The 26,166-nt window shown below is 60.4% G+C and carries 20 protein-coding genes; 7 read left to right on the top strand and 13 right to left on the bottom strand.

The features are described from left to right. Positions 1 to 33 precede the first annotated feature (33 nt). From dusA to AC2444_RS12630, 10 genes are all read right to left on the bottom strand, one after another. Positions 34 to 1,035 (bottom strand): tRNA dihydrouridine(20/20a) synthase DusA, encoded by a 1,002-nt coding sequence (dusA, locus tag AC2444_RS12675; RefSeq protein ID WP_012757960.1) that lies wholly within the window; start codon positions 1,033 to 1,035, stop codon positions 34 to 36. Positions 1,036 to 1,214: 179 nt separating this feature from the next. Beyond that, positions 1,215 to 1,427, bottom strand: a complete 213-nt coding sequence (locus AC2444_RS12670; protein WP_003540801.1) for a cold-shock protein — start codon at positions 1,425 to 1,427, stop codon at positions 1,215 to 1,217. A gap of 217 nt (positions 1,428 to 1,644) precedes the next feature. Next, entirely contained in the window at positions 1,645 to 1,773 is a 129-nt protein-coding gene (locus AC2444_RS12665) for a hypothetical protein (protein WP_260687155.1), read from the bottom strand. Positions 1,774 to 1,970: 197 nt separating this feature from the next. After that, positions 1,971 to 2,438 carry a DUF3828 domain-containing protein gene (locus tag AC2444_RS12660; protein ID WP_012757959.1) on the bottom strand — a complete coding sequence of 156 codons (468 nt, stop codon included), beginning with the start codon at positions 2,436 to 2,438 and terminating at the stop codon, positions 1,971 to 1,973. Positions 2,439 to 2,666: 228 nt separating this feature from the next. Continuing rightward, positions 2,667 to 5,495 carry a metal-binding protein gene (locus AC2444_RS12655; protein WP_012757958.1) on the bottom strand — a complete coding sequence of 943 codons (2,829 nt, stop codon included), beginning with the start codon at positions 5,493 to 5,495 and terminating at the stop codon, positions 2,667 to 2,669. Between the two features lie 227 nt (positions 5,496 to 5,722). Continuing rightward, positions 5,723 to 7,969: a metal-binding protein gene (locus tag AC2444_RS12650; protein WP_245461236.1), complete on the bottom strand. Its 2,247-nt coding sequence runs from the start codon at positions 7,967 to 7,969 to the stop codon at positions 5,723 to 5,725. Further along, positions 7,867 to 8,520, bottom strand: coding sequence for a calcium-binding protein (locus tag AC2444_RS12645; RefSeq protein WP_245461235.1), 654 nt, complete (start codon positions 8,518 to 8,520; stop codon positions 7,867 to 7,869). Before AC2444_RS12645 ends, AC2444_RS12650 begins: the two co-directional genes overlap by 103 nt. A 381-nt stretch (positions 8,521 to 8,901) precedes the next feature. Continuing rightward, positions 8,902 to 9,288, bottom strand: a complete 387-nt coding sequence (locus tag AC2444_RS12640) for a GNAT family N-acetyltransferase (RefSeq protein ID WP_026157400.1) — start codon at positions 9,286 to 9,288, stop codon at positions 8,902 to 8,904. 203 nt (positions 9,289 to 9,491) lie between these two features. Continuing rightward, positions 9,492 to 12,485, bottom strand: a complete 2,994-nt coding sequence (gene uvrB, locus AC2444_RS12635) for an excinuclease ABC subunit UvrB (RefSeq protein WP_128449164.1) — start codon at positions 12,483 to 12,485, stop codon at positions 9,492 to 9,494. A 329-nt stretch (positions 12,486 to 12,814) separates the two neighbouring features. Beyond that, positions 12,815 to 14,605 (bottom strand): glycoside hydrolase family 15 protein, encoded by a 1,791-nt coding sequence (locus AC2444_RS12630; RefSeq protein ID WP_012757954.1) that lies wholly within the window; start codon positions 14,603 to 14,605, stop codon positions 12,815 to 12,817. Between the two features lie 795 nt (positions 14,606 to 15,400). Here AC2444_RS12630 and AC2444_RS12625 point away from each other — a divergent pair. Both AC2444_RS12625 and AC2444_RS12620 read left to right on the top strand, forming a co-directional pair. Continuing rightward, the gene (locus AC2444_RS12625; protein ID WP_012757952.1) at positions 15,401 to 15,793 is read left to right on the top strand and encodes a DUF982 domain-containing protein; all 393 of its coding nucleotides are present in this window, start codon (positions 15,401 to 15,403) and stop codon (positions 15,791 to 15,793) included. Between the two features lie 150 nt (positions 15,794 to 15,943). After that, positions 15,944 to 16,333 carry a hypothetical protein gene (locus AC2444_RS12620; protein ID WP_012757951.1) on the top strand — a complete coding sequence of 130 codons (390 nt, stop codon included), beginning with the start codon at positions 15,944 to 15,946 and terminating at the stop codon, positions 16,331 to 16,333. A 259-nt stretch (positions 16,334 to 16,592) separates the two neighbouring features. Here the strand turns inward: AC2444_RS12620 and AC2444_RS12615 are convergent, their stop codons facing one another. After that, entirely contained in the window at positions 16,593 to 17,360 is a 768-nt protein-coding gene (locus tag AC2444_RS12615; protein WP_026157398.1) for an adenylate/guanylate cyclase domain-containing protein, read from the bottom strand. A gap of 244 nt (positions 17,361 to 17,604) precedes the next feature. Between AC2444_RS12615 and AC2444_RS12610 the strand changes: the two genes are divergently transcribed. The 3 genes from AC2444_RS12610 to AC2444_RS12600 are packed head-to-tail and all read left to right on the top strand — an operon-like array spanning position 17,605 to position 21,781. Beyond that, a complete protein-coding gene (locus tag AC2444_RS12610; RefSeq protein WP_012757949.1) occupies positions 17,605 to 19,344 on the top strand; it encodes a rhomboid family intramembrane serine protease in 1,740 nt (579 codons plus the stop codon). A 48-nt stretch (positions 19,345 to 19,392) separates the two neighbouring features. Continuing rightward, entirely contained in the window at positions 19,393 to 19,533 is a 141-nt protein-coding gene (locus tag AC2444_RS12605) for a hypothetical protein (protein ID WP_017994448.1), read from the top strand. A gap of 31 nt (positions 19,534 to 19,564) precedes the next feature. After that, positions 19,565 to 21,781 carry an adenylate/guanylate cyclase domain-containing protein gene (locus AC2444_RS12600; protein ID WP_128449161.1) on the top strand — a complete coding sequence of 739 codons (2,217 nt, stop codon included), beginning with the start codon at positions 19,565 to 19,567 and terminating at the stop codon, positions 21,779 to 21,781. 19 nt (positions 21,782 to 21,800) lie between these two features. Here AC2444_RS12600 and AC2444_RS12595 read toward each other — a convergent pair whose 3' ends face one another. Continuing rightward, positions 21,801 to 22,292 (bottom strand): YHS domain-containing (seleno)protein, encoded by a 492-nt coding sequence (locus AC2444_RS12595; protein ID WP_041935540.1) that lies wholly within the window; start codon positions 22,290 to 22,292, stop codon positions 21,801 to 21,803. Positions 22,293 to 22,370: 78 nt separating this feature from the next. After that, a complete protein-coding gene (locus tag AC2444_RS12590; protein WP_080518550.1) occupies positions 22,371 to 23,018 on the bottom strand; it encodes an ankyrin repeat domain-containing protein in 648 nt (215 codons plus the stop codon). 210 nt (positions 23,019 to 23,228) lie between these two features. Here AC2444_RS12590 and AC2444_RS12585 point away from each other — a divergent pair, with 210 nt between their 5' ends. Continuing rightward, a complete protein-coding gene (locus AC2444_RS12585; protein WP_012757945.1) occupies positions 23,229 to 24,017 on the top strand; it encodes a DUF899 domain-containing protein in 789 nt (262 codons plus the stop codon). A gap of 271 nt (positions 24,018 to 24,288) precedes the next feature. Further along, positions 24,289 to 26,046, top strand: coding sequence for a phospholipase D-like domain-containing protein (locus AC2444_RS12580; RefSeq protein ID WP_128449159.1), 1,758 nt, complete (start codon positions 24,289 to 24,291; stop codon positions 26,044 to 26,046). Positions 26,047 to 26,166: the final 120 nt, after the last annotated feature.

Here is a 26,166-nt window from a genome sequence, read left to right as displayed (position 1 = left end):
CACCTCAGCGCCATGACTAGGCATCACCTCACGTCAGGCGCTGACTGCTTCCTGATCCGTCCCCGAGAAATCCACTGCCGCAAAGGCCGCCGCCAACACTTCCGGCCCGGCGCCGGTTTTTGCCGCATCGGTTGAGAGGATCTGACGGTAGCGGCGGGCGCCGGGCAGGCCGGTGAAGAGACCGACCATGTGGCGGGCCACGTGCTGTAGCCGGCCGCCGCCGGCGATGTGGCGTTCGGCATAGGCCATCATCCGGTTACAGAGCGCCTCCCAATCCGGTTCGGCCGCAGGCGCACCAAAGAAGCGCTGGTCGATGTCGGCAAGGATCGCGGCATTCTGGTAGGCGGCGCGGCCAAGCATGACGCCGTCGACATGTTCGAGATGGACGGCGGCTTCGTCGAGCGTGCGGATACCGCCGTTGATGCCGATGAAGACATCGGGCCAGCGCTGCTTCATCCGATAGACGATCTCGTAGTCGAGCGGCGGGATCTCGCGGTTTTCTTTGGGGCTCAGACCCTTCAGCCATGCCTTGCGGGCATGGATCCAGATCGCGTCGGCGCCGGCATCGAGAACGCGGCTGATCAGCTCTGGCAGCGCCTGTTCCGGCTCCTGCTCGTCGACGCCGATCCGGCATTTCACCGTTACCGGCGCGGTCGCAACCCTCTTCATTGCCGCGATGCATTCGGCCACCGTTTCCGGCGTCAACATCAGGCAGGCGCCGAAGGTGCCGGACTGCACCCGGTCGGAAGGGCAGCCGACATTGAGGTTGATCTCGTCATAGCCATAGGGCTGGGCGATTTTCACCGCTTCGGTAAGCTTTGCCGGGTCCGATCCGCCGAGCTGCAGCGCCAGCGGATGCTCGGCGGCGTCATGACCGAGCAGCCGATCGCGCGGGCCGTGGATGATCGCATCGGCCACCACCATCTCGGTATAGAGCAGCGCCTCGCGGCTGATCTGGCGGTGGAAATAGCGGCAATGCCGATCCGTCCAGTCGATCATCGGGGCGACTGCAAAAATCGGCCTCTTCTGCGTCATCGACGTTCCACTGTTCCTTGTTACCGCGCCGCAGTGCGGTGCCCCCGCCGCAGGGGCGGGCATCTATAAAGGGCGCATATAACACTTGCCAATGTGATCGACAAATGACCGCCGATCACCACAAACAGAAACGGCGCCCCTTGCGGAGCGCCGTTATGCCGCGCGAGCGGAAGTCTGACTTACGAAGCCGAGATGTTGACAGCCTTCGGGCCCTTGCCCATGCGGTCCGGCTCGGTGTCGAAGGTAACCTGCTGGCCTTCGCGCAGCGACTGGATGCCAGAAGCCTGCAACGCAGAGATATGGACAAAAACGTCCTTTGCGCCGCCGTCCGGCGTGATGAAACCAAAACCCTTGTCCTGGTTGAAGAATTTTACGGTGCCCTTGGTGGCCATTGGGATCGTCCTTTTCCCTTAGTCTGTGTAGTATCCGCGCCCCCGAGAGGAAGCGGACGGCTTTAGCTTTCGCCCCGATCGATTGGGACGAAGGGTCAGTCGGAGAAGTCACGTACGGGGAAAGAACGTCTACGTAGGCGGGTAGTCCCGCGCCGCCTTCCAAACGGAAGGGATTACCACATCAGTCCAGTCACCGGCATGCAAATGCCCGAGTAAGTCAATTCGTGCCAGCATTTCGGGCAAAAAGCAAGCGGGATTCTTTTGGCATGCCTGCATCGATGTCGGGAAATGCCGAAGATTCAGATACTTGACGATGGGTTAACGGATTCTTGCGCGGCTGTGCCATATCGGGATTCCGTGCCGAAACGGGATGAGCGGCAGATTCGATAGCCGGGCAGGTTTTTTGTTCGTGGGCGGGGCGGCAGGCACGCCGATCAGTCTCATGGTGAGGGTGAGGAGCGGAGCAATCGATCCAGTGAATTGATTGCCCGTGACAAACGCAGGGTCGCCTCGACCGGGAGGGCGGGTGGCTGGGCTGCCAGCCTACTGCGCATCCCCCAGCAACCCGCTCAGGCTCCAGGGATTATCCCCCTTCTGATTGGCGATGTCGTCGACCTTCCAGCCGCCGTGTTCGCGTACCAGCGTATAGAAGAGCGTCACCTCTTCGCCGTTTTCGAACTCCACCTCCACCTCGGCCTTGTCATCCAGCAGGATCGGCTGGCCGATCCTGACGTCGCTGGCGGTGCCATCCTGGCCAGCGATGACGGGATCGAAGTCGATCGCACCGACATCGCCCTCTGCCGTGTTGTCGAGATCGGTCTGGAGGAGCTTGGTCAGGTGGTCGGAGAAGAAGGCGGAATAGGGCGAGGGCGCCTCGGCGTCGCTGTTGTCGGTGTCGTAGCTATAGAGCGCCTTGAGCAGCGCCTTCGGCGTCTTGTAGGTCGCTGCCGATGCAGGCAAGGCTGCGAGCGCCGAGACGGCGAGGGCGAGGATGAATGTGGGCAGGCGCATGCGGGCTCTCCTCGGATCGGCAGGAAATCATAGCCGAATCGGGTGCGAAGGGGGAGCAGCAATTTGGACCGGGCGGTAAGCCGAACTCCCTCTTCTACCCAGTGGGGAAAAGAGATTCGGTGGGGCACCTTGTTCCGCCTGATCGATACGGGGGCTTGCTGACCGCAAGCACCCCGTTTTGAAGGCCATTGGCGACGCATTTCTGCGTCGCCTGGAATCCAGTCGCAGTTAGATCAACGCCTCATGCGAGAAGCTCGAAACCGCCGGCTCGAAGACGTCCTTCACGGCGACCGTGAAATCGTGGCTGGTGACGTTTCCGGCCGTGTCGTAGGCTTCGGCAGTGAAGGTCAGGTTGTGGGTGCTTTCGTAGTCGATTGCAGCCTTCGTCTGGATCTTGTTGCCGACGAGCTTGAAGATGCCGTCGGCATCATCCGTCAGCCGCCATTTTACCGTGCCGCCTTCTGGATCGACCGCCGAGAGAAGGCCGACCGAGGTGCCGATCGCGACATTCTCGGAGATCGAGCTGCGCGAGAAGGCGAGATTGGTCGGCGCCTTGTTGACAGGTGCTTCGTTGACGTCGAGGACATTGATCGTGATGTCCTTTTCGACCGTGACCTTGCCGTCGGAAACGGCAACCTTGATCGTGTGCGACTTGTCGGTCTCGTAATCCAGCGCCTTGGAGGTGACGATACGGTCGCCCTTTATCCGGAAATGATCGTTGGCTCCGTCGAGCAGCGTATAGGTGAGGGCGTCGCCATCGGCGTCCTTGGCGCTGAGCAGGCCAACGGTGGTCCAGATCGGCGTGTCCTCTGAGAGGGCGGTCTTCGAAAGCTGGAAATTGGTCGGCGCGGTGTTATTGCTTGTGAAAGTTTCCGTGGCGAAATCGTAGACGCCGTCGGCAAAACGGGCGAATTCAACATCAGTCAGCGTATCCTTGCCCTCCAGGGCGCTCGTCAGGATGTGGCTGCCATTGTCGATCGCGAAGGAATAGCTGGCGAAATCGCCGGAGAAGACGGCCGTGTCGATGCCGGTGCCTCCAAAGAGCATGTCGTTCCCGCCATAGCCATCAATTCTGTCATTACCAGCTCCACCGTCGAATATGTCGTTACCATCGGTGCCTTCAAGTTGGTCGCTGCCGCCACCGGTCGCGACGTCAATACCGAAGGCCGTGCCACTGATATATGCCGAACGGGTGGCCAACTCGTCCGAGAGATCGACATGGGCACTGTCGGTCAATGTCAAGGAGATGATGCTTTCGTATCCCGGCTCGTAGACTACGATTTTGTCGAAACTTTCGAACTGCGCAGCCGAACCAATAGCGCCCGCTCCGCCCAATTCGAGGATTTCGAAATTTTGGATCGTCAGGCCGCTCAGATTATAGGCTTGCAGCGTGTCGGTGTCGGCACCGCCATTGAGTGTTCCGGACGCCTCGACATCGGAGCCGCGAAACACAGTTACGGTGTCGTTGCCGTTGCCTGCATCTATATCGAAGATTTTTGCATCGGCGTAGTCGTCACCATCGGTGATCGTATCATCGCCCGCACCGCCTCTCAGGACGTCATTGCCGGAGTAGCCATCGATAACGTCATTGCCGGCGCCGCCGTCGAAAATGTCGTTGCCATCAGTACCTTCAAGTTGATCATTGCCGCCACCGGTCGTGACGTCGATGCCGAAGGCATTGCCGCTGATATGCGCCGAACGGGTGGCCAGTTCACCAGCAAGGTCGACGTGAACCCCGTCCGTCAATTTCAACGAGATGGCATAGCTATCGTAGTTTGGATCGTCGTAGACGACGATCTTTTCAAAGCTTTCAAACTGCGCCGCCGAACCAATAGTTTCCATTCCCCCCGTCTCAAGAATTTCGAAATTCTTGATCGTCAAGCCGGTCAGATTATAGGCTTGCAGCGTGTCGGTGTCGGCACCGCCATCAACTATTCCCGAATTTTCGATACTGTATGCGATCTGCAGGTTCACGGTATCATTGCCGTCGCCCCCATCTATATCGAAGACTTCTGGAGGGCCGAAAAAGTCACCGTCGCCGATCGTGTCGTTACCCGTTCCACCCCTGATCACATCATTTCCGGCGCCCCCATAGACTTGGTCGTTGCCTTCGCCGCCGGTCAACAGGTCATTTCCAGCATTGCCATGCAATGTGTCGTTGCCGGCGCCGCCGTCGAAAATGTCGTTACCGGCTGTTCCGACGAAATTGTCATTACCGGCGCCCGTCGTGACGTCTATGCCGAAGGCGGTGCCTGTGATGGAGGTCCGACGGGCTGCCAGCTCGTCGGAGAGATCGACATGAACGCCATCCGCCAATATCAAGGAGATGACGGAACTGTCGTAGATCGGATTGTCACCGTAGATGATCTTGTCGAAGCTTTCGAACTGAGCAGCCGAACCGGCAAGGTGGATCCCTCCCGTTTCAAGAATTTCGAAGTTCTGTATCGTAAAAGCGGTCAGATTGTTCAAGCCGGAAAGAACGTCGATCCCGTTGCCGCCATCGATCGCCCCTGTCAGCGATTCATCGCTTGCTAATATAATTACTTTGTCGTCGCCGTCCCCTGCATCGATCGTCGTTTTCGGTGTGTTAAAGTGCGCAGAGTCGGTGATCGTGTCATTGCCCGCGCCACCATTGATCTTGTCATTACCTTGCCCGCCGTCGAGCGTGTCGTTGCCGTCCCCGCCATTCAGCGTGTCATTACCAGCTCCACCTCGGATCGTATCTTCTCCGGCACCGCCGTTCAGCGTGTCTGCGCCATCGTCGCCATTTAGCGTATCGTTGCCTTCTCCGCCATTCAGCGTGTCATTGCCATTTCCGCCCGATATAGTGTCGTTGCCCCTGCCGGTTGTAATCGCATTGGCACTGCTCGAGCCCGTTATTTCTGCGGAAACCGAGTCCAACTCATCGGCAAGGTTTATCGTGCCGAAATCCGACACCTTCAGAGTGACCATGGCGAGAGGATTATCGGCGGAGTAGCGGATGACGTCGTACGCCTCGAACTGCGCACCGGTCTTGATAACTGTAGCGCCGTTCGTGTCCAGAATATTCAAGGCCATGTAAACTTTCCAGAAGATGCGTTGGATTCTGCAAGAACGAATTGTGTCTTTTCTGCCGTTCCGGGTGGAGAAGGTTCGTGGGGGCAGCCCTCTTATTCGGAAAGACTGCGACCTTAGGCTGTGCGTTCGGTGCGGTGGTAGCGCCCGCGTGCTCGTTTAAAGGAGCACGCGGGCGCATCCTGCCCTTGTCGCGGGACCCATTTCTGCGTCCCGCCACAGTGTTGTGGCTAGATCAACGCCTCATGCGACAAGCTCGAAACCGACGCCTCGAAGACGTCCTTCACGGCGAGCGTGAAATCGTGGCCCGTGAAGTTTCCGGCCGCGTCGTAGGCTTCGGCGGTGAAGGTCAGGCTATGGGTGCTTTCATAATCGATCGCCGCCTTTGTCTGGATCTTGTTGCCGACCAGCTTGAAGATGCCGTCGGCATCGTCCGTCAGACGCCATTTCACGGCGCCGCCTTCCGGATCGACGGCTGTGAGAAGGCCGACCGAGGTGCCGATCGCGACATTCTCGGAGACCGAGCTGCGCGAGAAGGCGAGCTTGGTCGGCGCCTGATTGACAGGGGCTTCGTTGACGTCGAGGACATTGATCGTGATGTCCTTCTCCACGGTGACCTTGCCGTCCGAAACTGCCACCTTGATCGTGTGCGACTTGTCGGTCTCGTAGTCGAATTCCTTCGAGGTAACGATGCGGTTGCCCTTTATCCGGAAGTGATCATTCGCCCCGTCAATCAGCGTATAGGTGAGGGCGTCGCCATCGGCGTCCTTGGCGCTGAGCAGGCCAACCGTGGTCCAGATCGGCGTGTCCTCTGAGAGGGCGGTCTTCGAAAGCTGGATATTGGTCGGCGCGGCATTTCCCTTAGGCGTAAAAGTTTCCGTGGCGAAATCGTAGACGCCGTCGGCAAAGCGCGCCAATTCGACGTCTGTCAGCGTATCCGTCCCTTCCCCGGCGCTCGTCAGGATGTGATCGCCATTATTCAATGCGAAGGAATAATTGGCGAAATTGCCGGAGAATATTGCCGTATCGATGCCGTCGCCGCCATTGATGGTGTCGTCGCCGGCGCCACCGGTCAATTTGTCATTGCCGGCATTGCCATTGAGGATATCGTTGCCGCCGTTGCCGTCGAAAATATCGTTGCCGTCGGTGCCTGTGAACTCGTCGTCGCCGCTGCCGGTCTTGACGTCAATGCCGAAGGCGTGGCCGTCGATGAATGATCCGAGATCTCCCAGCTCGTCGGAGAGATCGAGGTGGGCGCTGTCCGTCAGTGCCACTGAGGCGCGAAAATCGCCGAAGGGATCGGTCGACCAAACGATCTTGTCGAAGCTTTCGAGCTGCGCGCTCGATCCGGCAACCGACCATCCGGCCGTTTCAAGAATCTCGACGTTCTTGATCGTCAGGCCCTGGAGCGAGCTTATCTGCAGCGTATCGATCCCGGCGCCGCCATCGATCGTTCCGGAATTCATTGGGGCGAATGTCTCAAGAGTTATGGCATCGTTACCGTCGCCTGCATCGATATCAACCACTTCAGAGGCAAGGCCAAAAAGCTCACCATCGGAGATCGTATCGTTACCCGCGCCGCCTCTGATAACGTCGTTTCCAAGGTCGCCGGATATGTGGTCGTTGCCGTCACCGCCATTCAGCGTGTCATTGCCATTTCCGCCCTGGATCAGATCGTTTCCGGCGCCGCCGTTCAGCGTGTCTGCGCCGTCACCGCCATTGATGTTATCGTTGCCTGCGCCTGTCGTGATCGCATTATCGCCACTTGAGCCCGTCACATTTGCGGAGCCGGAGCCCAGTTCGTCGGCAAGGTCCACCGCCCCGGAATCCGAGACGACCAGATTGACCGCGACGAGAGGATTGATTTCGGAGTCGCGGATGACGTCGTAAGCTTCGAACTCAGCGCCGGTCTTGGTAATTGTGGCGCCGTTTGTGTCCAGGATATTCAGCGGAGTACCCGGCTCGGTGCTGTTGAGCGTGAAGGTTTCCGTCGCGAAGTCGTAAACGCCATCGGCAAAGCGCGCGAATTCGACGTCTGTCAGCCTATCCGTGCCTTCCAGCGCGCTCGTCACGACACGGCTGCCATTGTCGATCTCGAAGGAATATTCGGCAAAATTGCCGGCGAATGCCGCCGTGTCGATGCCGGCGCCGCCATTGATGGTGTCGTTGCCGTCGCCGCCGGTCAATTTGTCATTGCCGTCGTTGCCATTGATGAGGTCGCTGCCGCCGCTGCCGTCGAAAATGTCGTTGACGTCGCTGCCCGCAAACTCATCATTGCCGTCGCCGGTTTTGACGTCAATGCCGGAGAAGCCGCGGACAAGGGTCCCGAGATCTCCCAGTTCGTCGGAAAGATCGAGGTGGGCGCTATCCGTCACTACCAGTGAGGGGTCAAAATTGAAGACTGGATCGGTCGATCTGGCGATCTTATCAAAGCTTTCGAACTGTGCACTCGAACCGCTAACCCGAAAATCTGCCATTCAAGCACTTCGACGTTCTTGATCGTCAGGCCCCGGAGCGCCGAGGCACGCAACGTATCGATCCCGGCACCGCCATCGATCGTTCCCGATATCAGTGGAGCGAATCTCTCAATGGTTATCAAATCGTCGCCGTCGCCGCCGTCAATGTCGACGATTTCTGACTGGAGGCTGCCATCAGGTCCGAGCACAAAGCCAAAACCACCATCAGTGATCCTGTCGTTGCCGTCACCGCCGATCAGTTTGTCGTTGCCGGCGTTGCCGTAGATCGTATCGTCGCCGCCGCCGCCGCTCAGCGTGTCCGCGCCTTCGCCGCCTGAGATGTTGTCGTTGCCGGCGCCCGTCGTGACCGTGCTGCCGCCGCTCGATACCGTCACGTTCGCCGATACCAAGCCCAACTCGTCGGCCAGATCTGCCGCCGAGGAATCGGAAACAGTGAGAGAGACAGGTGCGGAAGGGCTGGTTTCAGAGTCGCGGATAACATCGTAAGCTTCGAACTCAGCGCCGGTCTTGGTAACTGTGGCGCCGTTCGTGTCCAGAATATTCAAGGCCATATATATCTTTCCCCAAAAGATGCGTTGTACTCGGCAATATGAGACATCCCCGAAAAAACTGTTTTATTGCTCGGCGGACGACAACCCCTCGGGGATCTATGCCAATCCCTGATTAAGTTTTCAATGCAAAATTGTGTCTTTTCATTGCTTTTTTAATGAAAAACTAAGGATGAAATACTGGGGAAACGAATTTTAATTTGAGAACTCAAAGTCATGGTTTGGTTTCGTAAATAGTATTATCTTTCATTTTCGGGCGGGATGCTCTCGCGAAAATTGTGTTTTCAGCGGGTTTGTCGGTAGCGCTGCGCCGCGCGACCATTCGCGTCACTATCGCAGGTTGGTGTTTGGCTTCGACTTGTTCAGACTTCCCGCGCGGAAGAACTACACGAGCTTGATGAGTCCTGCCTTCGTCGGCCTGAATCCACAGGCGCGGTAGAAGCTGGTCAGATGCGGTTCGAAATCGACATGCAGCCACTCGGCGCCGCGCTCCCCCGCAACCCGCGTCGCTTCCCTGACCAGCCGCGTCGCGATCCCCTGCCGGCGCATGTCAGGGTGAACCGAGGTGTCGAGGATGAAGGCATGGATGCCGCCATCCCAGGCGACATTGACGAAGCCGACGAGCCGGTCGTCCTGATAGGCGCCGATATGGGCGAGGCTGCGGGAGAGGATGGGGGTGAAATCGCGGTTGTGCGGGCTGCCCCAGGCGGCGGAAAAGAGCGCGTTCAGTTCGGCGGCGGAGGGGAAGGGGTCGATGCAAATTTCTGGCATGGGGAATTCCGTCTGTGGACACGCTGCAAGCCAGAAAGGCTGATCCATAAAATCGCCCATGGTGTCTCCAAAGCGATTGCCTAGACACGCACCCATGGTGTTAGCATCCGAGATTCGTCAACCGCGCCGATTACGAAAGGCGCGGCTGACCCAGCGACACACAAACCATCTTAAACCAGGCCGCCTGGTTGGCCGGTTTGTCGTTACCGCCCCGGCCGCCCAGTCTTCCCCTTCGTCCGCCCCTTGCGCTTCTGCTCGCCCGGGTCCTCATAGCTCCCCACGCCCGTCTTCCCACGCACGACCGGCCGCACGTCATCACGCTCCGGCTGGCCTTCGAGCAGCGGTGAAAACCGCTTCGTGCTTTTGGCGGCATCCGGCTTTTCCGGCAGTGCGCCGGTGACCGGCTTTTCGGTTCGGCCGACCGTCATTTCATCGAGGTCGTTCTTGCGGAAGAGGGTCTTCTTTGTGGGCTCGGCAATGTCGCGGCCCATCTCATCCAGAGCGGGTTTGCGGAAGAGGGGGGTGGTGGTGTCGGTGCCTGGGCCCATGTCGTCGATCGAGGGTTTGGCGAAGTAGGAGGGGGTGGGCCCCTCATCCGCCCTGCCGGGCACCTTCTCGCCGGCTGGGAGAAGGGACTCGCGGGTCGCTTTGGCGTTCCGTCTGACGCCTTCCATCGCCTTCGCTTCCTCGCGGGCCATCGGGTCGTCCATGGCGGCGAGTTCCACGGCTTTGAGGCGTTTGATTTCGTCGCGGAGGCGGGCGGCTTTTTCGAAGTCTAGGTCGGCGGCGGCGTCGCGCATGCTCTTTTCGAGCGCGTTGAGATGGGTCTGCAGGTTGTTGCCGACGAGGTTGCCGCCATCGGCGAAACCCTTGCCCGAGGTGCCCGAGATATCGGCGCGGACGTGGTCGCGTTCGTAGACGCTGTCGAGGATGTCGTTGATCCTGGCCTTGACCGATTCCGGCGTGATGCCGTGTTCCTGGTTATAGACCATCTGCTTTTCGCGGCGGCGGCTGGTTTCCTCCATCGCCCGCTTCATCGAGCCGGTGATCTGGTCGGCATAGAGGATGACCTTGCCGTCGACGTTGCGCGCGGCGCGGCCGATCGTCTGGATCAGCGAGGTTTCGGAGCGCAGGAAGCCTTCCTTGTCGGCGTCGAGGATGGCGACGAAGCCGCATTCGGGAATGTCGAGGCCTTCGCGCAGAAGGTTGATGCCGACGAGCACGTCGAAGGCGCCGAGGCGGAGATCGCGGAGGATCTCGATCCGCTCCAGCGTGTCGATGTCGGAGTGCATGTAGCGCACACGCACGCCCTGCTCATGCAGATATTCGGTCAGGTCCTCGGCCATGCGCTTGGTCAGCACGGTGCAGAGGGTGCGATAGCCCTTGGCAGCGGTCTCGCGGATTTCGCCGAGCACGTCGTCGACCTGGCTGCGGGCCGAGCGGACCTCGACCGGCGGGTCGATCAGGCCGGTCGGGCGGATCACCTGTTCGGCGAAGACGCCGCCCGATTGTTCCATCTCCCAGCCGCCCGGCGTGGCCGAAACGGCGATGGTGTCGGGGCGCATGGCGTCCCATTCCTCGAAGCGCAGCGGCCGGTTGTCCATGCAGGAGGGCAGGCGGAAGCCGTATTCGGCCAGCGTCGCCTTGCGCCTGAAGTCGCCCCGGTACATGCCGCCGATCTGCGGCACGGTGACGTGGCTTTCGTCGATGAAGACGAGGGCGTTGTCGGGGATATATTCGAACAGCGTCGGCGGCGGATCGCCGGGGTCGCGGCCGGTGAGATAACGCGAATAGTTCTCGATGCCCTGGCAGGAGCCTGTGGCTTCGAGCATTTCGATATCGTAGCGGGTGCGCTGCTCCAGGCGCTGGGCCTCCAGCAGGCGGCCGGCCTTTTCCAGCTCGGCCAGGCGTAACCTCAGCTCTTCCTTGATCGACTTGATGGCGCCGTTCAGCGTCGGGCGCGGGGTGACATAGTGCGAATTGGCGTAGATCTTCACCGATTTCAGGTCGCCGACCTTCTGGCCGGTGAGCGGGTCGAACTCAGTGATGGCGTCGATTTCGTCGCCGAACATCGAGATGCGCCAGGCGGCATCCTCAAGGTGGGCGGGGAAAAGCTCGATCGTATCGCCGCGCACGCGGAAGGAACCGCGGGTGAAATCCATGTCGCGGCGCTTGTATTGCTGGGCGACGAGGTCGGCCAGCAGCTGGCGCTGGTCGAGCCGGTCGCCGACCGACATCTGGAAGGTCATCGCCGTATAGGTTTCGACCGAGCCGATACCGTAGATGCAGGAGACCGAGGCGACGATGATGCAGTCGTCGCGTTCGAGCAGCGAGCGCGTCGCCGAGTGGCGCATGCGGTCGATCTGCTCGTTGATCGAGGATTCTTTCTCGATATAGGTGTCGGAGCGCGGCACATAGGCTTCCGGCTGGTAATAATCGTAGTAGGAAACGAAATATTCCACCGCATTGTCGGGGAAGAAGTTCTTGAATTCGGAATAGAGCTGGGCGGCCAGCGTCTTGTTCGGCGCCAGGATGACGGCCGGGCGCTGCGTTGCCTCGATCACCTTGGCCATGGTGAAGGTCTTGCCGGAGCCGGTGACGCCGAGCAGCACCTGGCTGCGGTCGCCATTCTCCAGTCCCTCGACGAGGTCGCGGATGGCTGTGGGCTGGTCGCCGGCCGGCTCGTAATCCGACTGCATGCGAATGGCGATGCCGCCTTCTGACTTGTCGGGCCGGGCAGGGCGGTGCGGCGTCCAGATCTTGCCGTTCTTGTGCAGCGGATTGCCGCTCTCGATCAGCGCCGACAGCGCCTCGACCGTGGCGGTGACGGCAGTGCCGGCCTGCAGCGACGAGGCCTCCTCCAGCGTCGTATCCATGCCGGAGACGGGATTGAGGCCGGCGGCCGCGCGCGTCTTCGGGTCGGTCGAGCCGCCCATGGAGGTGCCGCGCGCCGATTTCGACGCGCTGACGCCGCCGTCGCTGGTTTTCGTCCTGGCGGCGATTTCCACCTTCTTGCGATGTTTGCCGGCCTTGGAGGCGATCTGGCGCTGGGTCTCGACGCCCGAGGTTTCGGCATCGGCCTCCAGCTGCTTCACCCAATCGGCAACCGAGCCTGAGAGGGGGGCTCCCTCAAAAGACGATTGAGGGGCTTCCTCGAAGCCATTCGGGGCGGGGGATTTGTTCGGAGATTTGGCCATGGCGCGAATATGGAGAGAGTCAGCGCGAAAGTGAAGAGGGAAAGAGTACAAAAGGGAAACGAATGAATCGTTCGGATTTTTGAATAGTCTCCCGGTCGCGTGATACTAAGAGACCCCGCCCCAAACCCCTCCTGTAGGATGCCGGGGTCGAGCCACGGGTCTCGACCCGTCCTTCGGACCCCCACAAGTGGGAGGGGCTTAACCTGCCGCGCCGGCTTTCCAAATCCTCAACGTTTCGGAAGAGGCAAGGCGGTGCCGCCGGATTAGCCCCTCCCACCTGTGGGAGGGGTTGGGGAGGGGTCTTTCTTCAGCGGTTCTTACCACACTCATCACGCCGAACGCTGGTCCGCCGGCCCCTCCAGCCGCGCGAGGTTCAACGCACTGTTGATCAACCCGACATGGCTGAAGGCCTGCGGGAAGTTGCCGAGCATGCGGCGGGCGGCGGGATCATATTCTTCCGCCAGAAGCCCGACATCGTTGCAGATAGAAAGCAGCCGCTCGAACAGGCGCAGCGCATCGTCGCGGCGGCCGATCATGCCGAGGGCGTCGACGAGCCAGAAGCTGCAGGCGAGGAACGCGCCTTCGCCTGGCGGCAGGCCGTCGTCCACCTCCTGCGTCTCGTAGCGCAGCAGCAGGCCATCGCGCAGCAGCCTGCGCTCGATCGCCTCGACTGTCGCGACATAGCGCGGATCATCAGGCGGGATGAAGCCGACCATGCCGAGATGCAGCAGGCTGGCATCAAGCGCCTTGGAGCCGTAGGCCTGCACGAAACAGCCGAGTTCGGGATCGAAAGCCTTCTCGCAAACCTCGGCATGGATGTGATCTGCGAGCGTGCGCCAACGTACGGCGGCCTCGGGCTCGCCGTCCGCCTCGGCAATCTGGACGGCGCGGTCGAAGGCCACCCAGGCCATGACCTTCGAATAGGTGAAATGCTGGCGCTGGCCGCGCACCTCCCAGATGCCTTCATCGGGCTCCATCCAGATTTTTTCGAGAAAGGGCAGAATGGCCGCCGCCAGTTCGCGTCCGCGGTGATGCGGCGGAAGCCCGCCCTTGCGGGCCTGCAGCAGGGCGTCGGCCACCTCGCCATAGACATCGAGCTGCACCTGTTCGGCAGCGGCATTGCCGATGCGTACGGGTGTCGAGCCCTCGTAGCCACTCAGCCAGGGAACCTGCCATTCCAGCAGATTGCGCTCGCCGGCGACGCCATACATGATCTGCATCTGCGCCGGGGCGCCGGCGACCGCGCGCAGCAGCCAGCTGCGCCAGGCACTGGCTTCCTCGTAATAGCCGAGTTTCATCAGGGCGAGCAGGGTCAGCGTCGCGTCGCGCAGCCAGCAATAGCGGTAGTCCCAGTTGCGCGGCCCGCCGATCTTTTCCGGCAGGGAGGTTGTCGCCGCGGCGACTATGCCGCCCGTCGGCATGTAGGTCAGTGCCTTGAGCGTGATGAGCGAGCGTTTGACCTGTTCCGTCCACCGGCCCACTTTCGGGCATTTCGCGGCAAAGGATTGCCAGAATTCCTCCGTGTCCGGCAGCGCATATTCCACCTGCCGCTGAGCCGGCTGCGGCATATGCGAGGGGGACCAGGTCAGGGTGAAGATCTGGCTCTCGCCAGCGGCAACCTGGAAGGAGCCGACCGTGCTCAGGCCGCGGCCTTCGAGCGGGACGGCGCAATTCATGGTTAGCCTGTCCGGGCCGGCAATGGCGGTGATGCCGCCATCCTCGCCATGCGTGACCCAGGGAACGGTTCGGCCGTAATCGAAGCGAAGGTTGAGCTCCATATCGAAGGCGACAGTGCCGCTCTTGCCCTCGACGATGCGCATCAGATCGCTCGTGCCATCGCGAAGCGGCATGAAGTCGATGAGAACGGCGGTGCCGGTCTCGGTCTGAAACTCGGTTTCGAGAATGAGCGTGTCGTTGCGGTAGCGGCGCGTGACGCGGACATTTTCACCTGACGGTGACAGCGACCAGAAGCCGTTATCCTCGGCGCCGAGCAGGGCGGCAAAACAGGCGGGGGAATCGAAGCGCGGAAAACAGAGCCAGTCGATCGAGCCGTTCTTCGAGACGAGTGCGGCGGTTTCGCAATCGCCGATGAGCGCGTAGTCCTCAATGGGTACCGACACCGGAGCCTCCTTTGCATAGCAGTCGGGCTTTTAGGTAGAGGCCGTGCGCGGAGGTCAAGCGCGGAAACTAACGGGGCGGTAGGCGTGCCGGCTATCGTGCAAACTCCGGATATCAATTGTGGGAAGACCGCAGCTTTGACTGCCGCGCTCTGACGGATGATATCTCCACTGAAAGCGCGTTTCCCTTGTTCGCCATTGCCCAGGTGAATTCCGACGACCGCCGGGCGTCCGTCGTCGCTCGTGGTCAAGAGCGGACCTCCACTAGCGCCACTGCCGCAGTCGCAAAGGTGGCGAAGCTCAGGACCACCGGTCGGACTGACTTGACACAGGCTGAGGACGATTTGGTTACGGTCGCTTACGAAGCCGGCAAACCGAGCCGGAAAGCGGCGCGCCCTCAAAAGACGATTGAGGGGCCTCCTCGAAGCCATTCTGGGCGGGGGATTTCTTCGGAGATCTGGCCATGGCGGGAATATGGAGAGTCAGCGCGGAGGGAAGAGGGAAAGAGTACCAAAGGGAAACGAACTGTGTGTTCGGAAGATGGAATAGTTTACAAACTTATGGCGCTGCGAGCCGACGCACCCGCCCCGCCCTTCGAGGCCCCTTGCGGGGCGCCTCAGGGTGAGGCTCTCTTGAGCGTTGGCGCGGCATCCTCCAGCGCCGGCTATCGGCTACGGCATGCTCCAACGCCCCTCATGCTGAGGTGCGCAGCCCCCAGGGCGAAGCCTCGAAGCACGCGCCGCAGCGTGGCTGCTGGCAGCCATTGCTTTAGCCTGGAATGGATTACCGGCGCCCGTGATGTCCGGCGGCGATCATTCGGCCCAATACTGGAACCGAGATCGGTCTCCCGCAGTTAGTTTCCCAGTCACTTCACTTCTAGGTGCAACTGCCATTAGCGACCATTCTGCCTTCTGGGAAACCCCCATCTCGATCGACCTTGATACCGGCGAGCGGCTGGTTCTGCGCTCACCGCAGGATGCGCTTTATGCACTCGTCTCCGACTGGCCGGTCAATGGCGGCGTCCACCAGCAAAGGGCGATCGATTTTTGCCGCGCCTGGCTTGCCGGGCGGATGCCGGCCGAGACGGTGCGGCAGGCTTTCATCCTGGCCGCGTTGGAAGCCGGCGTTACGATCAATGATGATGAAGATGAAGACGGGGCCGGAAGCTCTGTTGTGAACCCTTCAGTGTAGGTGTGCCGACACTGATATATCCACGTCACGCGGCCGGCATCCTGCAGTCGCAACAATATTCCTATGAAGTATTGCAAATATTATTCTCGCTGTGTTTGTAGGAATACGCAGCGTTTATTTGCGCTCCGATTCTTTTAGGGATTCAGCTGAATGAAAATGAAAGTCCTTGTTTGCGTCGCGCTGCTGGCTCTCGCCGGCTGCAATGCGCCGGTGTCGCAATCCGTTGCGGATTCCCAGCGTCCTCCCTCGAGTGACGTCCGGCAGAATTTCATCAACATCGTGTTCAAGAGAAGCTACAGGCACGAAGCAGGAGAAGTCGTATGGGCCCGCATTTCCAGCGTGGTGGTGCTTGAACCTGAGAAAAAGATCTATGCTTACTGCGTGCGTTTGGTGGCCAAGCGCGGCTGGGGAGACTGGGCCTACCTCGGTGTCTCCTTCACGGATGGCAAAATATTAGGGGCGACGGTGAATGACGATCGCTGCCGCGACAAGCGGCTGCGCTACTACCCGTTTCCTGAGCTGACCGGCATGAAGACCTGACGCAGGGCGAAGGTTCCGGCCGCGTCGTCGTTCAAGGCTTTGTTGAGCGGCGGCGCGACGGCGGCGTTGGGGGGCGGCACCTCCAGCCTTCTTCATCCTGCGGTGCGCAGCCTGCAGGGCGGAGCAATGGCATAGAGATAAGCCATGTTCGTTTCCGGAAGATTAATTGGCTTGCAATTTGACGAGTTCGGCAACCACAGCGTGAGAAACAGCGGCTGCCACGTTGAGGACAGATAGACGCTGGGAAGAGGTTGGCAGCTCAGCGCTTGGCCAGCACTCGTGCCTGCACCGGCTGCTCGATCCCCTTGAGCACAAGCATGCGGGTTTCGGCGCCTGCCGCAAGGTCGGCGGCCTTCGCGGCTGTTTCGGAGGAGATCAGGATCTCGCCGGCGGCGGCCTGGGATTCGAGCCTTGCGGCCTGATTGACAACGCCGCCGATGGCGGTGAAATCGCTGCGAAAGCTTGAGAATTCGCCGATCTGGACCTCACCGGAATGGATGCCGACGCCGACGCCGAGGGTGCGGCCGGGTAATGCCTCGAGCACCAGACCGCTTAGCGCGGCGGCGCAGTTTCGCTGGATCTCCTGCGCGGCCAGGATCGCGGCGCCGGCGTGATCCTTTCTGACGATCGGAAAATTGAAGATCGCCATCAGGCCGTCGCCCATCTGCTTGTTGACGATGCCGTCATGCGCCCAGATCGCTTGCGCGCAACGATCCTGAAACAGGCTGACGATCTCGCTCAGCTGCACCGCCTCGATGCGCTCCGAAAGATCCGTGAAGCCCCTGATATCGGCAAAGAGGATGGTGGCGTCAACGGTGATCTGGCGCTGCTTCTTGACGTACTGGAAGGAGCGTTCGCAGATCGTGCAGATATCCGGGTTCATCTTGCTGCGCGTGATGCCGAGGGCGCGGAAGGGCAGGGCAAGCGGACCGCCGATCGGGATCGGCACATGCATCTGGTCCCAGCAGCCGCGACAAATCCTGGCGCTGCCGTGCCTGGTTGGCTCACTCGATGAGGCTGTCGTCATGTCGCGCAATCCATCGCCTGATAACCAAGAAATAAGCTTCCGATACTCGCCTGCTTTTTGCGACTCTGCTGATGGTCTGGGGTGACGATGACCTGAAGTATTTCATATCGAATTATGATGCGTTCATTTTGTTGAGGATGTCGAAACCCATCTTGCAAAATGCTATTCCCGGTAGATAAATTCGATCCAGTGTCATCGCCTTGTCTACAAGGTGCAGTCGATACTTTTTTAGCGAGAAGTTTGGATGACGTCTGAAGAATTGCGCAGATCGGAATATGCCTACAACAAACGTAAATTGCTCCTGATCTTCCTGGTTATAGTTGCCATCACGGCAGGAATCATTTGGCTAGGCTTCCATCCACCTGGGGATAAGGACCCTCGTGTGGCTTGGTTCTTCGTGGTGCCGGGTGCAGCGTTTTTTGGCATCCTAGCATTGCTGCTGCTGCCCAAGCTATTCTCCGTGGAGCCGGGACTCGTCATGTCGACGGCCGGAATCCGTTTGCCGAATTTCCCCGGCCAGATACTGCCGTGGTCTGCCATTCAAAGCATTGGCAGAGTCCAGACCAAATATGCGGATAACATCATTCTTCACCTTGATCCCACTGCCGCCAGGACCTTGGTCAGACGGGGGCTGACGAGCCGGCTGCCGGAATGGTTTGTTGGTTCACGCGCCAAGGTCGGCGTTGCTCTGAAGCTCTTGCGGGGCAATTCGGACAGGATATTCGATGAGTTCGTCGAATTGCTGTCCGAAGCTTACGAAGCCGAACGCCAAACCATGCAGGAAGATGGCTCGACCGCCCCGGATGATGAAGACGAAGCGTTGGAACCCGCTCTCAACAGCGGCGGGCATCCTATATTCACCTACATTCTTCTCGCCACTCTGATTGCGGTCTATGCCGGCGAACTAACCTTCGGTCTCGAGCCGCCCGTCGCCGGCACTCCCACCAATTGGACTCTCTTCGTCCTCGGTGGGACGTTTCGTCAAAGCATTGTCGAGCATGGTCAATGGTGGCGGCTGTTTACCGCACCCTTCATGCATGGAGGTATCCTCCATCTCGCGTTCAATTGCGTTTCCTTATGGTTCGCAGGAGGGCTCTTTGAACGGCTGATCGGCTGGCGCTGGTTTGCAGCGATTTTTTTCGCAAGCGCGCTTGGCGGGTCTGTCGCATCGGTGTGGATCAATGCGCCGAACACGATCGGGGTCGGCGCCTCCGGCGGGATTGTCGGTCTTTTTGCAGCCGTGATCGCTGCCAGCTTCCGTTTCCGCTCAGGGCCGATTGCAGATACCCTGCGGATCGGGGCAGCTCAAATTCTCATTCCCTCCCTGCTGCCATTCCTTTCGGCAGCAAGAGGCGGTGAGAACATCGATTATGCCGGACATTTCGGCGGCGCCTTGATCGGGGCCGCGCTATCGTCGCTGCTGTTGGCTTTCTGGCCGAGAGAACGCCCGACGCCTCGTTTCGGCGCGGCGGCGACAGCCTTCAGCACTCTGTTCGTTATTATAGCGGCGGCATCGCTTTGGCCGATCAGCAATACACGTCAATTCATCGTCAATGACCCCATGGCGAACTATTTCGCAGGAAAGTACGAGCAAGCCGCGACAGGGTTCGCCATTAGGACAACCGAGAATCCCCCGACGGCTCCCTATTATCATCTCTGGCGCTTTATGGCTCAAAGCCGGGGCAATGATACAAAGGCAATCGCCGATCTCAAGATCGCGGCCAGTAAAACCGACCAGGGAACATGGCCCTATCCCGTTTTCAGTCTCTTTCTCGGCGATTTGAAACCAGATGAACTGATGGCGAAGGCGGCCGATAGCAACCAGCGTTGCGAGGCCACATTTTACAATGGCGAATGGTATCTGTTGGGCGGCAACACCCAGGAGGCGCGCCGACGTTTCGAGGCCGCCTTGTCCTCCTGCCCCACGACATACATGGAATATGACGGCGCGAAGGGTGAATTGAACAGCCTCGGCGTGCAGTAATTCTGTGCCCGCTCGGGCCCGAAACCGACCGGGATCGGGAAAAGGCGGATGAATTCGCCAGTATCGATCACACCGCCGTGGCAGGCGGCAGACGTCTGCTTTATCTGTGTGATCGACAGCATCGCTAAGTTGAATATCGCGAGCGCCGACGATAGCATCGCGGCAGGACATACTGTAGAATATTTTTAGTAATACATTCGCTCTCCAGGAAAGACCGGGGATGGAGCGCCGTCTTGCAGCAATCCTGATCGCTGATGTCGCCGGTTACAGTCGATTGAGCCAGATCGACGAAGAGGGCACCCGTGCGCGTTTTCAGGCGGACCAGAACGATGTCTTCGAGCCGGCGATTGCGCGTCACCATGGCCGGCTGGTCAAAACCATGGGCGATGGTCTGCTGGTCGAATTTCAGAGTGTCGTCGATGCCTTGCGCTGCGCGGTGGAGGTTCAGCAACTGAAAGCGACGCAGAGTGCCGCGGCACTGCCGGAGCATCGGCTCGAGTTCCGGATCGGCATCAATCTCGGCGATATCATCGTCGAGGGCGAAGACATCCAGGGCGACGGCGTCAATGTCGCCGATCGAATACAGGCGCTGGCCGAACCGGGCGGCATCGCCATATCGGGCACGACATACGACCAGGTGAAATCGAAAGTCCCGGTCGGTTTTGCTTCGCTTGGCGAACAGCGGTTGAAGAGCATCACCGAACCGGTCCGGGTCTATCGCGTCCTGCTTGACCCCACTTCTGCCGGTAAAACCCTCACAAGCCGGAGGCGCCTGCCGAGACGCCGCCTCGTTGCAGGCATCGCAGCGGCCGTTGTCCTTGCTCTTGCGGGCGCAGGACTCTGGTGGCAGCCGTGGATGCCGGCAGAACCGCCGGGGCCTGCCGAACGTTTCGCCTATCCGTTGCCGGACAGGCCCTCTGTCGCGGTTCTGCCATTCATCAATGTCAGCGGCGACAGCGAGCACGACCATCTCGCAGAGGGTTTGACGGACGATCTGATCACCGAATTGTCCAAAGTATCAGGCCTCTTCGTCATCGCCCGCCACTCGGTCTTCGCCATCCAGGGCTCCGTCGGCAAGATCCAGGACGTGGCCGCCGAACTCGGCGTGAAATATGTGCTCGAAGGAACCTTGCAGCGCGCCGGGCCGCGGCTGCGGATCAATGTCAAGCTGATCGACGCAGTCACCGGCCTGTCGCTTTGGGCCGAGCGCTACGATCGCCAATATGCCGACCTCTTTGCCGTTCAGGACGATGTGATCGGCAAGATCATCTCGGCCCTGTCGGTCAAGCTCAGCGCGCGCGAGCGCGACCAACTGGCCCGGATCCCGACCGAAAATCTCGAAGCCTACGATTATTACATGCGGGCCGAGCAGGAAGGCTTCATCTTGAGGGATGTCGATACCTATCGCCGGACGCTGTCCTTCTACCAAAAGGCGATCGATCTCGATCCGGGCTTTGCCAATGCCCATGCGGGAATCGCCCGCGTCGCCGTCGATGTCTGGCGCAACGACTATAATTACCTCTGGTCGGCCGCCGTCGCCCGCAAGATCGCCTATGACGCCGCCGGGCAAGCTCTCAAGCTGGATCCCAACAATGCCAGGGCGCACACGGTGCTTGCCCTGCTGCAATGGGTGGATGGACGCGAGACGGAGGCCAAAAATTCCGCCAACATGGCGGTTGCGATGGAGCCGAACGATGCGGAGGCCGCCGCCAATCTCGCTCTCATTCTGGTCCACACCGGAAGCAGCGGGCAGGCGATCACGGAGATGGAAAAGGCTTTGCGGCTCGACCCTTCGCCGGCGTCGAGCTTTCAACTGCTGGCGGGGATCGTGTTTTATACCGCGGGCGATGATCAGCGCGCGATCTCGCTGATAGAGCCGACGCTCGACAGCCTGCCGAAGGTCGAGCCGGCACGCGAATACCTGGCGGCGGCCTATGCCGACCAGGGCAATGAAACCAAGGCTGCAGCGGAGACGGCAAAGCTGCTGGAGCTCTTCCCGGAAAGCAATCTCACCTATTACGGCTATCTCTATGACTACTGGCGGGACGGCGATCTGCAGCGCCATCTGGCCGCATTGCGCAAGGCCGGCATTCCCGAATGGCCCTTCGGTTTTACAGGCAATCAAGCCGACAGGCTCGGCGAGGCAGACCTGCGCAATCTCGTCGACGGCAAGAGCTGGACCGGCAAGCACAAGAACGGCACGGATTTCACCCAGTTTTTCGACAAGGCTGGAAACACTGCCTATCGCAGTGCCAATACCAACATCACCGGTATCGCCGAGGTGCGAGGCGACAGTCTCTGCGAAAAATTCGACGGCTATTTTCTCGACCGGATGGTGTGCGGATATGTTTACCGCAACACGTCAGGTGAACAGCGCGACAGGCCATACGTCCATGTCACGCCGCGCGCCTTGACGTTCTTTTCACCCACACCCTGACGGGTCGGGCGTTGCGGCTTCATTTCGTATCCGGCTGCTGCCAGACGGTGTGCATCTTCTCCGAAATCAGCGTCTGCTGAACTTCGGACCAATGCTTCTTCGAGTCGGTCACCTTGGTCGGATTTTTCTCCATGCCTTCGGCCGCGCCGGGGTCATAGCTCAGGTACAGTTTGCCATCGATGATCCGCCAGGCTTTCGGATCGATATTGGTGGTCACTGTCCCGAAAGACACGCCGTCGGCGCAATAGCCGCCATATTGCGGCGCATATTTGGACGGATCGCCCTTGAAGAGGTCGCGATTTCTAGCGCTGGCGAAATACCAAGTCGCGCCAAGCCAGTGGTGGGAATATGTCTCGGATCCTTCGACGGCCTGGTTTTCAGTGAAATAGGCGACCGGGTCGTAACCCTTGATCGCGACATCGCCGAAATAGCCGGTATTGACGAGTTCCTCGGCCCCCGCAGGCTGAAGCAAGGAAAGCAGCATGACCGCAGCGCCAACAGCCACGCCCATTCGCTTTCCGGATTTTCGCGCATGATAAGACATAACAAGCTCCATTCCTGGACGCGGTCTGTTACCTCAAGCGAAATGCTATTGCCGTTTGGTGCATTCCTTGTAGAGCGGTTCGCCCACAAGCTCGGCTTTCTGGCAAACAGCACCGGCTTCCATGAGTAATTTGGCCGTATCCCAATGCGCCCGCCACCCGGCTTGAGTGAGAGGCGTGTACCCGTTTCTTTCCGTCGCTTCGACATCCGCGCTCTTCGTCAGCAGAAAAGCGACCACGTCGGTGCGGCCCTCTTCGGCGGCGCCGTGCAGCGGCGACATCTGATAGAAATTCTTCCTGTCGTTGACATCAGCTCCCTCGGCGACAAGCCGTTTCACCACCTCCAGATTTCCTCCATAGGCTGCTGCATGCAGTGCCGTCAGCCCACCCTTGTTGCGAACTTCGATGTCGGCGCCGCGATCCAGCAAAAGAACGACGACATCGGCATGGCCGGCCAATGACGCGATAATCAGCGCCGGCTCGCCCGCCTCATCGAGCTCCGACAGATCGGAGCCGTGGTCCAGCAACTGTGTGACGCGGGCGATATCGCCATCCTTGGCCGCTTCGTGCAAAGGACCTGCCCACGATGGGATGACGCCAATGACAAGCGCAGCAACAGTCGCGATAAAAACATTCACGGGCACGATCTCGGTTTGATCAGGGTTCGTATGCGCCGTTTTGTGGTGTTGTAGCACGTGTGCAATTCGTAAACAAGATTACGCTAATGGACGCGCTCCCGGCCAAGACCACTCGCGCACCAAGGCTGCGACCGGCGGGTTCCAGGGAATACGGTCACACTTGTTACTCCCCCTGTTCGATTTCCGATGCGAAACTATCTCAGACCAATGCGCGATGAACCGGGCTTCCAAGCCTGGGAAATCGCCCCAATGAGGAGATTGAAAGCCATGACTGCTTCAGCCGAGAATGGGAAAAGCGGACAAGCCATGCGCAAACCGCCGGTCGTGTCGCCGCAGACCTGGGAGGCGGCCCGCGCGCAGTTGCTCGTCAAGGAAAAGGCTGAGACCCGCGCCCGCGACGCACTCGCCGCCGAGCGCCGACGCATGCCGTGGATGGCGGTGGAGAAGGCCTATGCGTTTGAGGGGCCTCAGGGCAAAGTCAGTCTGCTCGACCTGTTCGATAACAGACATCAGCTCATCCTCTACCGCGCGTTTTACGAGCCTGGCGTGTTCGGCTGGCCCGACCATGCCTGCCGCGGCTGCTCGATGGTGGCCGATCAGGTCGCCCATGTCGCCCATCTCAACGCCCGCGACACGACGCTGGTCTTTGCCTCGCGTGCGCCGCAGGCCGACATTGCACGGCTGAAGGCGCGGATGGGCTGGACGATGCCGTGGGTCACGATCACCGACAGCTTCGACAAGGACTTCGGCGTCGACGAGTGGCACGGCACCAACGTATTCTACCGCGACGGCGAGCGCATCTTCCGCACCTATTTCATCAACAACCGCGGCGACGAGCAGATGGGCGGCACCTGGAACTACCTCGACATCACGCCGCTCGGCCGCCAGGAAGTCTGGGAGGAATCGCCCGCGGGCTATCCGCAGACCCCGACCTACAAGTGGTGGAACTGGCACGACAGCTATGTGCCGGACGCCGAGCCCGACAAGAAATGGGTCGAGGTCTCCGATGCCGGCGAGGCGGCGTTCCGGGCCGAGAGCGCAAACGAGAAACCGTAGGGTCGGTTCGGCCGGATCCTCCGTCCTCGCGGCAGGAGGATACGGCGGTCCGCATGAAAGTCTGGCGAACCGCAGATTTCCTTTCAAGGCAGCGCCGGTCGTCGACGATCGAGCCAACGATTGACGACTGTGCGACAGGGGCAACGTCCCCGAACGCGCTTGCGCCATACCGCCTCTTCCCTGCACCTTCTGCGCGCAAAATTTCACCGACATATCTCCTTACTGTCACGGAACCGTGCTAGATTTCGCCCGATTTCCAGGGGAGGCGGGCATGGATACGGATTTTCGTGTGACCGGCGGGAATGCGGCTGCGCTTTTTGCGCTGACCATCCATCGCGGCGACGGCATGGTGCTGATCGGCATGGACTGGAAGAATGGCCGGCCGCCTGCCGATTTCGTTGGTTTCGCCATCCAGTATCGTGAGCCGGATACTGATTTCTTCAAGACGGTGCATAACCGCATCGGCTTTCCCGGCCAACTGGTTCCCGAAGATGGCATCCGCACCACGGAAGCGCCGATCCAGAAGTTCCGATGGGTGCATTTTCCCTTCAATGCCGATCTGCCCGGCAAGTTCACCTACCGCGTCACGCCAAAGTTCATGGATGCCGCGGGCGCGCTGACATCGGGCGAGGCGCAGGAGGCGGAACTGGCGCTGATGCGAGAGACCATTCCCGGCAAGCTCAACGTCGCCTTCACCCGTGGCTTCGTCTCGTCGCAGGCCTTCGTGCGCAATTTTGCCGCCGGCGGACCCATCATCACGCTGGTGCCACCGGATGGCGACCAGGGACTGGACTTCGTGCCGACCCATGCCGATGCCGAGCGGGCGCTCGCCTGGATGGACTTCGAGGCGCGGGCCGAAACGCTCGATCTGCTCGACAGGGCGCACGCTGCCGGCGCCGAAGTGCGCGCCATCGCCTATGACCTCAACCTGCCCGAGGTGGTCACCCGGCTGGAAGCGCTGGGGCCGAAGCTCAAGATCATCATCGACGACAGCGCCAGCACCAAGGGCCATGGTCGCCCGAATTCGCCGGAGACAAGGGCGGCGGAGCGGCTGATCGCCTCGGCGGGTGCTGCCAACGTCAAGCGCCAGCATATGGCCAACCTGCAGCATCAGGAATCGATCGCGGTCAGCGGCGGCGGCATCTCGACCGTGCTTTACGGTTCGACCAATCTCAGCTGGCGCGGGCTCTATGTACAGTCGAACAACAGCCTGGCCGTCCACAGCGACAAGGCGATCGAGGATTATTTCACCGCCTTCGAGAGCTATTTTACCGCCAAGCGCGCCGACCATTTCCGCGCCTCGCCAAGTTCTGCCGGCTGGATCGATCTCGGCCTTGACGGCGTCGACGCCAAGGTCGCTTTCTCTCCGCACAGCGACGCCAATGGCCGGCTGGACGAGATCGGCGCAGATATCGATACCGCGCGGTCCAGCGTGTTCTTCTCGCTCGCCTTTCTCGGCCAGATGACCAAGGGGGCGATCGGCCCGGCATTGGGGCGCGCCCTGGAGCGCCCCGATATGCATGTGATGGGCATTGCCGATGCCGAGGTGCGGGCCGGCAATCTGGGCCTGACCGTGCTCACTCCTGACAACCGTCGGCGGGTGGTACGGTCGGCGGCGTTGACGGGCAACGTGCCGCCGCCCTTCGTGACCGAACCCTCGGGCCTGTCAGGCATCGACGGCAAACAGCGCGGCACGCGGATGCATCACAAGTTCGTCGTGCTCGACTTCGACAAGCCGACGGCGCGGGTCTATCTCGGCTCCTACAATTTCTCCGAACCCGCCGATGATGAGAACGGCGAGAACCTCGTCGTCGTGCGCGACCGAACGGTTGCGACCAGCTACATGATCGAGGCGCTCAGGATGTACGACCACTATATCTTCCGCGTCGCCTCCGAAGCGAGCAACGGCCCGGCCCGTCCGCTGGAGCTCAAACACCCGCCTCAGCCCGGCGGCACGCCCTGGTTCGAACGCGACTGGACCGACCCCATCCGCGCCCGGGACCGGGAGTTGTTTGCGCGGGCGGAGTAATGTCGCTGGTCAGGATGGCCCTTGAACCTCAACCATTCCACGCGGGTGATTTCGAAAGGCGGTCCTTCGCTTTGGGGACGATGGCCTTGTCCGTCGAAGAGTATGAAAAGTGGCTGTCCG

It is taken from the genome of Rhizobium sp. WSM1328, from assembly GCF_057653715.1.
This window is presented reverse-complemented; position numbering and strand designations above follow the sequence as displayed.